The 6,845-nt window shown below is 69.2% G+C and carries 8 protein-coding genes; 4 read left to right on the top strand and 4 right to left on the bottom strand.

Annotated features, from left to right (window positions below):
* Together ACH107_RS28560 and ACH107_RS28555 are read left to right on the top strand one after the other, a co-directional pair.
* Positions 1-256 (top strand): SH3 domain-containing protein (locus tag ACH107_RS28560; RefSeq protein ID WP_412509128.1); only part of this gene is annotated, 256 nt, incomplete at its 5' end.
* 35 nt (positions 257-291) lie between these two features.
* Positions 292-1,125, top strand: a complete 834-nt coding sequence (locus ACH107_RS28555) for an SDR family NAD(P)-dependent oxidoreductase (protein WP_412509127.1) — start codon at positions 292-294, stop codon at positions 1,123-1,125.
* A 19-nt stretch (positions 1,126-1,144) separates the two neighbouring features.
* On the opposite strand, the gene ACH107_RS28550 is transcribed toward ACH107_RS28555, so the two are convergent.
* Together ACH107_RS28550 and ACH107_RS28545 are read right to left on the bottom strand one after the other, a co-directional pair.
* Positions 1,145-2,287 carry an alkane 1-monooxygenase gene (locus tag ACH107_RS28550; protein WP_412509126.1) on the bottom strand — a complete coding sequence of 381 codons (1,143 nt, stop codon included), beginning with the start codon at positions 2,285-2,287 and terminating at the stop codon, positions 1,145-1,147.
* A gap of 36 nt (positions 2,288-2,323) precedes the next feature.
* Positions 2,324-3,385, bottom strand: a complete 1,062-nt coding sequence (locus ACH107_RS28545; protein ID WP_412509125.1) for an A/G-specific adenine glycosylase — start codon at positions 3,383-3,385, stop codon at positions 2,324-2,326.
* An 80-nt stretch (positions 3,386-3,465) separates the two neighbouring features.
* Between ACH107_RS28545 and ACH107_RS28540 the strand changes: the two genes are divergently transcribed.
* Positions 3,466-3,978, top strand: coding sequence for a DUF721 domain-containing protein (locus ACH107_RS28540; RefSeq protein WP_412509124.1), 513 nt, complete (start codon positions 3,466-3,468; stop codon positions 3,976-3,978).
* Positions 3,979-3,996: 18 nt separating this feature from the next.
* Positions 3,997-4,683 (top strand): DsbA family protein, encoded by a 687-nt coding sequence (locus ACH107_RS28535; RefSeq protein WP_412509123.1) that lies wholly within the window; start codon positions 3,997-3,999, stop codon positions 4,681-4,683.
* 88 nt (positions 4,684-4,771) lie between these two features.
* On the opposite strand, the gene lpxK is transcribed toward ACH107_RS28535, so the two are convergent.
* Together lpxK and ACH107_RS28525 are read right to left on the bottom strand one after the other, a co-directional pair.
* Positions 4,772-5,767, bottom strand: coding sequence for a tetraacyldisaccharide 4'-kinase (lpxK, locus tag ACH107_RS28530; protein WP_412509122.1), 996 nt, complete (start codon positions 5,765-5,767; stop codon positions 4,772-4,774).
* A partial coding sequence (locus ACH107_RS28525) for a 3-deoxy-D-manno-octulosonic acid transferase (RefSeq protein ID WP_412509121.1) occupies positions 5,764-6,845 on the bottom strand: 1,082 nt, incomplete at its 5' end. The genes lpxK and ACH107_RS28525, both read right to left, overlap by 4 nt.

The raw sequence follows: 6,845 nt of genomic DNA, 5'->3' as shown, positions 1-6,845 counted from the left end.
GCCCTCGCAGCGCAACGCCCGCGTGCTGAATGCGCCGTCCGCGTCCGGCGCGCGGGATATCCGCCGCGTCACGGGCAACGGCGTGAACATGCGCGGCGGGCCGGGAACGGCCTTTGACCCGGTGGCGCGGCTCGCCCGCGATACCGAGGTCGCGGTGCTGCAGGCGCCCGGTCATGGCTGGCTCAAGCTGGAAGTGGTCGAGACGGGCCGCGTCGGCTGGATGGCCGGCTGGCTGGTGACGCCGCGCGCGAACTGATTGCAAAGTCCCGCGCGCCGGGCCATAGCTGCGCCATGACCACGAAATCCGTTCTCATCACCGGGTGTTCGTCCGGGATCGGCCATGACGCGGCGCACGGGCTGCGCGCGCGGGGCTGGCGTGTCTTTGCCGCCTGCCGCCGCGCCGAGGATTGCGCGCGGCTTGCCGCCGAAGGCTTCGAAAGCCCGCGCATCGACTACCAGGACACCGCCAGCATCGAGGCGGGACTGTCCGAGGTTCTGGCGGCTACCGGCGGCACGCTCGACGCGCTGTTCAACAACGGCGCCTTTGCCAGCCCCGGCCTGGTGGAGGACGTGCCGACCGAGGCCCTGCGCGATATTTTCGAGGCCAATTTCTTCGGCTGGCACGAATTGACCCGGCAGGTGATCCCGGTCATGCGCGCGCAGGGCCACGGGCGCATCGTGCAGTGTTCCTCGGTGCTGGGGCTGGTCACGCTGGCGTGGCGCGGGGCCTACAGCAGCACGAAATACGCCGTCGAGGGGCTGACCGACACGCTCAGGCTGGAAATGCGCGGCACCGGCATCGACGTCATCCTGATCGAGCCGGGGCCCGTCACCTCGCGGATCCGGCGCAACTCGATCCCCCATTTCGAACGCTGGATCGACTGGGAAAACGCACCGCGCGCCGAGGAGTACCGCACCCGGATGCGCAAGCGGCTCTATGCCGAGGGGGACACGCCCGACGCGTTCGAGCTGCCGCCCTCGGCCGTCACGCGGAAACTGCTCCATGCGCTCGAATCGCGCCGCCCACGCCCGCGCTACTACGTGACGACGCCCACCTACATGATGGGTGCCCTGCGCCGGCTTTTGCCCACGCGGGCGCTCGACTGGGTGTTGTCGAAGGCTTGATCGCCGCGGCCGCGCGGCATCAGGCCCGCGGCATGGGGTTGCGTGCCTTGTTGTAGGGTTTCCAGTCGGTGATCTCGGGATAGTACATCTGCCGCCAGCGGCGTACGCGCGGGTTCATCACCCGGCGCCAGACCGGGGGAATCATCGCCGCCATCGTCATGAGCGGATACCCGTAGGGCAGTTGCGGGGCTTCTTCCTCGGTGTAGTTCTGCAGCAGCGGGAAACGCCGGTCGGGCTTGTAATGATGGTCGGAATGGCGCTGCAGGTTGATCAGGAGCCAGTTCGACGCCTTGTGCGCCGCGTTCCAGCTGTGGCGAGGCTTCACGTGCTCGTACTTGCCCCCGCCCAGATGCTTGCGGGTCAGGCCGTAATGCTCGATGTAATTGACCAGTTCCAGTTGCCACACGGCGGTGGCCGCCTGCCACAGGAACAGCGCCAGCCCGGTCCAGCCCCCGACCACAACCGCCAGCAATACCGCCAGCCCCTGCAGCGCCCAGTACCGGAAAAAGGGATTGGCCGGGTCCGTCCACGGCCGTTTCCGCCGCGCCAGCATGTCCTTCTCGGCCCGGAAGGCGGATGTCAAAGACCCGATCAGCACGCGGGGGAAGAACCGGTGGAACCCCTCGTTGTAGCGCGCCGTCACCGGGTCGCGCGGCGTGCCGACATGCCGGTGATGCACCAGAAGGTGTTCCGAGCGGAAATGCGAATACAGCACCATCGCGAGCAACAGGTCGCCAAGCCACCGTTCCCACTTGTTCCGCTGGTGCATCAGTTCGTGGCTGTAATTGATACCCACCGTGCCGGTGATGACACCCACGCCGAAGAACAGCACGATGGTTTCAAGCGCCGAAAGATGCGCGTCGCCCGGGCCCGTCACGTACCAGATCATCCAGTAGAGCAGGCAGACCTGAACCGGCGCCCAGATCAGCGTGATGGCGCGGTACCACGTCAACTGGTCGTCGCGCGTGTCGGGGTCGGCGTTTTCGAGGTTGAGCCCCAGAAAGGCGTCGAGGATCGTGAAGAAATACCATGTGACCACCGGCAGCAGCACCACTGTCCAGCCACCGTGGAGCGCGCCGATCACGGCGATCGGCACGAGGATCACCGACATCCAGAAAGGCAGGGCGTTGCGGATCTTGGCGACCTGGTGGGCAGGGATCATGCGGCGGTCTCCTTGGCGGGTCGTTTGGTGCGCATACTAGGTGATATCTTCCAGGTTGCCACGGGCGAGGTCAAACACCTTGCGCATCACCGTGGGCAGGTCCGAGGGCCTGAACCGGTCATGGGGCACGAAGGTGCCGCGCACCGGAACGGCGGCGCTGCCGGCGCGGACAACCTCGACCCGCAGGCGCAAGTGGAAATGGGTGAAGGTGTGGCGCGCCTCCTCGCCCAGCGGTTTCCAGTCGGCGGACAGCGGCGGCGCGGGTACCGGGTCCGGGCCCCAGTCGCTTCCGGGCCAGCCCAGCATCCCGCCCAGCAGCCCGCTGTCGGGGCGGCGTTCCAGCAGCCACGCGCCGTCGTCGCGGCGGGCGACATAGGCGATGCCGTGGCGCGTCGGCTTGGGCTTCTTGGGCTCTTTCAGCGGCAGTTCGGCCTGCGTGCCGGCCTGCCGGGCCCGGCAGGCCCCCATCCACGGGCAGATCCCGCAGGCCGGGCTGCGCGGCGTGCACACGGTCGCGCCCAGATCCATCACCGCCTGCGCATAATCCCCCGGGCGCCCGGCGGGCGTCAGCGCGGCGGCGGCGGCCGTCAGTTCGGGTTTGGCCCCCGGCAGGGGCGTCCGGATGTCGTTGAGCCGTGCCATGACCCGCTCGACATTGCCGTCCACCACCGTCTCCGCCCGGTCGAAGGCGATGGCGGCAATGGCCGCGGCGGTATAAGGGCCGATGCCCGGCAGGGCCTGCAGCCCCGCGCGGGTGTCGGGAAAGACGCCGTCATGGTCCGTGCTGACGGCGCGCGCGCATTTCAGCAGGTTGCGCGCCCGCGCGTAGTAGCCCAGCCCGGCCCATTCGCCCATAACCTGCCCGTCCTCGGCGGCCGCCAGATCGGTCACCCGCGGCCAGAGCGCGGTGAACCGCTCGAAATAGGGTTTGACGGTGGCCACCGTCGTCTGTTGCAGCATCACCTCGCTCAGCCACACGCGGTAAGGGTCGGGCCGCGCCCCGTCGGCGCGCGCGGCCGGGCCCACGCGCCAAGGCAGGTCGCGGGCATGAGCGTCGTACCAGTCAAGCAGGCTGGCCGGATCGGCGGGATAACGCATTCTTTATGTCCTTGCCGGTTGTCGGGGCTGGCATGGCCCGTCACATGCCTTAAGATAGGGCACGAGTGAAGGGGACCACGGTGAGCATGCGAAAATCCACGACACGCGGTTTCAAGCGCACCTCGCAGCTTTTGCAGGGGCGCATCCGCCATGCCTCGGAAAGCCGCGGCTTCGTGCAGTCGCAGGTGCTGACCCGCTGGCCCGAGATCGTGGGCGAGGAGATCGCGACGATGGCCCGGCCCGTCGAGGTCAGCTACACCCGGAAGGGTTTCGGCGCCACGCTGACCGTGCTGACCACCGGCGCGCAGGCGCCACTGCTTGAAATGCAGAAGGAAAAGCTGCGCGAAAAGGTCAATGCCGTTTACGGCTACAACGCCATATCGCGGCTGCGCATCACCCAGACCGCGCCCACCGGCTTTGCCGAGGGGCAGGCGGATTTCACCCATCGCGGGGCGGCCGAAACCGCGCCCCGCACCCCCGATCCGGCCGCGGGCCGGGCGGCCGCCGACCTTACCGCGCCGATCGGCGATACGTCGCTGCGCGCGGCGCTTGAAAAGCTGGGGCAGAACGTTCTGTCCGGCAGGAAACGCTGACCATTGAGGATACTCCGAATGAAATCATTGATCGCAGGAGGGGCCATCGCCCTTGCCGTGGCCGCAGGGGCCTTTTTCTGGACGGGCAATGCCGGGGGACAGGGCGAAACGGCCCTGCCGACCGGCGCCGTGAACGCGCAGGAAGCGGGGGAAGAAGCGGGGCAGGTGGATGTCTCCGGCATCGTCGAGATGACGATGGGCCCCGAGGACGCCGACGTCACGGTCGTCGAGTACGCCTCTTTCACATGTCCGCATTGCGCGACTTTCCACGAAAACCAGTTCAAGAAGCTCAAGGCCGATTACATCGACACGGGCAAGGTGCATTTCATCTACCGTGACGTGTATTTCGACCGTCTCGGCCTCTGGGCCTCGATGGTGGCGCGCTGCGGCGGGCGGGACCGCTTCTTCGGCATTTCCGAAATGCTCTACGACCAGCAGCGCGACTGGATCGGCAGCGGCGACGACCCGGTGCAGATCGCCAACAACCTGCGCCGCATCGGCAAGGTCGCCGGGCTGGACGAGGACAAGCTGGAATCCTGCCTGGCCGACATCGGCAAGGCGCAGGCGCTCGTGACATGGTTCGAGGCGAACGCCGAGGCGGACGACATCACGTCGACGCCCACGTTGATCATCAACGGCGAGCAATACTCGAACATGGGCTACGACGAATTGAAGGCGATCCTCGACGAGGAACTCGCCGGCTGAACGCGCCCCGACAATACCCGGGCGCGCCCGCCACGCCGGCGGGCGCGTTCCCGAAACCGTCGCTGGGTGAACGCCGGGCCTTCGCCCATCATGCAGCGAACAGCCCGCGCAGCGCATATATCAGCGGCGCTTTGTCCTGCAGGTCCAGCCGCACGGGCAGGGTCAGAACCTTCCGCCGGAACGCGTGGGGCAGGCGTACCGCGTCCTTCTCGGTGGTGACGAGCTGCGCGTTGATCGCCGCGGCCTCGGAGTCCAGCCGGGTCATCAGCGCGGTGGACAGCCGCTGGTGATCCTCCAGCGGCTCGGCGCGGGCCAGCTCGGCCCCCAGCCCGCGCAGGGTGGCGAAGAACTTTTCCGGGTGACCGATCCCCGCAAAGGCAAGGAACCGCGTGCCCGCCCAGTCCATGCCGGTCGGCAAGGGGGTCAATTCGCCGCGCAGCCGCGGCAGTGTCACATGGTCCGACCATGCGGCGTCGAAAACCGCCTGGTCCTCCGCCGTGCCGATGGTCAGCAGCAGGTCCGCCCGCGCCAACCCCTTGGCGACGGGTTCGCGCAGCGGCCCGGCCGGGATGCAAAGCCCGTTGCCGAAGCCGCGCCGCGCATCCGCCACGATGATCGACAAGTCCTTGGCCAGCGCCGGGTCCTGGAAGCCGTCATCCATCACGATGGCCCCGGCCCCTGCTGCCACGGCCGCGCGTGCGCCGGCGGCACGGTCCTGTGCCACCCATGTCGGCGCGAAGGCCGCGGCCAGCAGCGGCTCGTCGCCGGTATCGTCGGCGCCGTGGCGGGCCGGGTCCACCCGGACCGGGCCTGTCAGCGTGCCGCCGTGACCGCGTGACAAGACATGCGGTGTGATGCCGATGTCCTGCAACGCACCGACGATGGCGATGACCGTTGGGGTCTTGCCGGCGCCGCCGGCGTTCAGGTTGCCGACGCAGATCACCGGGACGCCGGGATTGCACGGATGACCGCGTGCCAGCCGCCGTGCCGTCGCGGCGGCGTAGAAGGCGCCGAGCGGTGACAGCAGGCGTGCCAGCGCGCCCGGCCGGTCGGGCGGGGTGAACCAGTGCCGCGGCGTCCTCATGCCCCGGCCGCCGACAGGTCGAGCGTGTCCTGCACCAGGTCGAGGACGCTGTCCGTCACCTGCGCCGCCTCCGAGGCGACGTCCCACGCGGCGGTGGCCATCGCGGCCGCCTTGTCCGGCGCGATGAGCTGGCGCACCGCGGCGCCCAGCGTTTCGGCATCCCGCACGATACGCGCCGCGCCCGCCTCGGCATACCGCGAATAGCTGTCGAGATAGGTCCGCACGTTCGGGCCGTAGAGAATCGCCGATCCGTGCGCCGCGGGCTCGTTCGGATCGCGCCCGTGCTGTCCGGGCACCAGCGAGCTGCCCATGAAGGTGATCGGCGACAGCCTGTACCACAGCCCCATCTCGCCCCGCGTATCGGCCAGCAATACCTGCGTGGTCTCCTCGGGCGATTCATCCAGTGACCAGCACCTGAACCGCCAGTCGCCCGCGCGCAGCTCGATCCGCATCGCGTCGGCATCGCCGGTGTCGTCCGGAACGACGATCAGCAGTGCGCGATGCGCGATCCGGCTCAGGTCCCGGTGGGCGGCCAGCACCGGGCCCAGTTCCTCGGGTCTCAGCATCGCGGCCAGCCAGACGGGCCGGCCGCGCAGCAGCGTCGCCAGCCTGTCGCGGGCCTCCTCGTCGTGGGGCAGCGCCGCCGCGCCCTCGCGGAAGGGGCCGGTGACCGTGATGTCATCGCCCGACACGCCGAGCCGCCGCAGGTGCTGGGCCGTGTCCCGGGATCGTGCCATCACCGAGGTGAAGCGCCGCAGGATCGGACGCGCCGGATCGGGCAGCCAGCGGTAGCCGCGCCGGTCGAGCAAGGCCATGTCCGCATCCACGAGGAAAAGCGGCACGCCCGCGCGGTCGGCCTGTGCCAGCAATGCCGGGCGCAGGGCGCCGCCGGTCCACAGGCACAGCGCGGGGCGCCAATGCGCGAGAAACGCGTCGCAGGCCGACAGGGTCTCGGTGGGCGCGGGCGCGAAGATGACAGTCGCGCCGCCACCGGCAGCCGGGGGCGTCCCGCCGGTGATCAGCATCCGTGTGCCGGGGCGCTGCTGCGCCAGGCGGGCGGCAAGCTCCATCAGGGCCG

Source organism: Roseovarius halophilus (ex Wu et al. 2025) (genome assembly GCF_047086965.1).
Note: the sequence above shows the minus strand (reverse complement) of the source record. Positions and strands in the feature narration are given on the sequence as shown.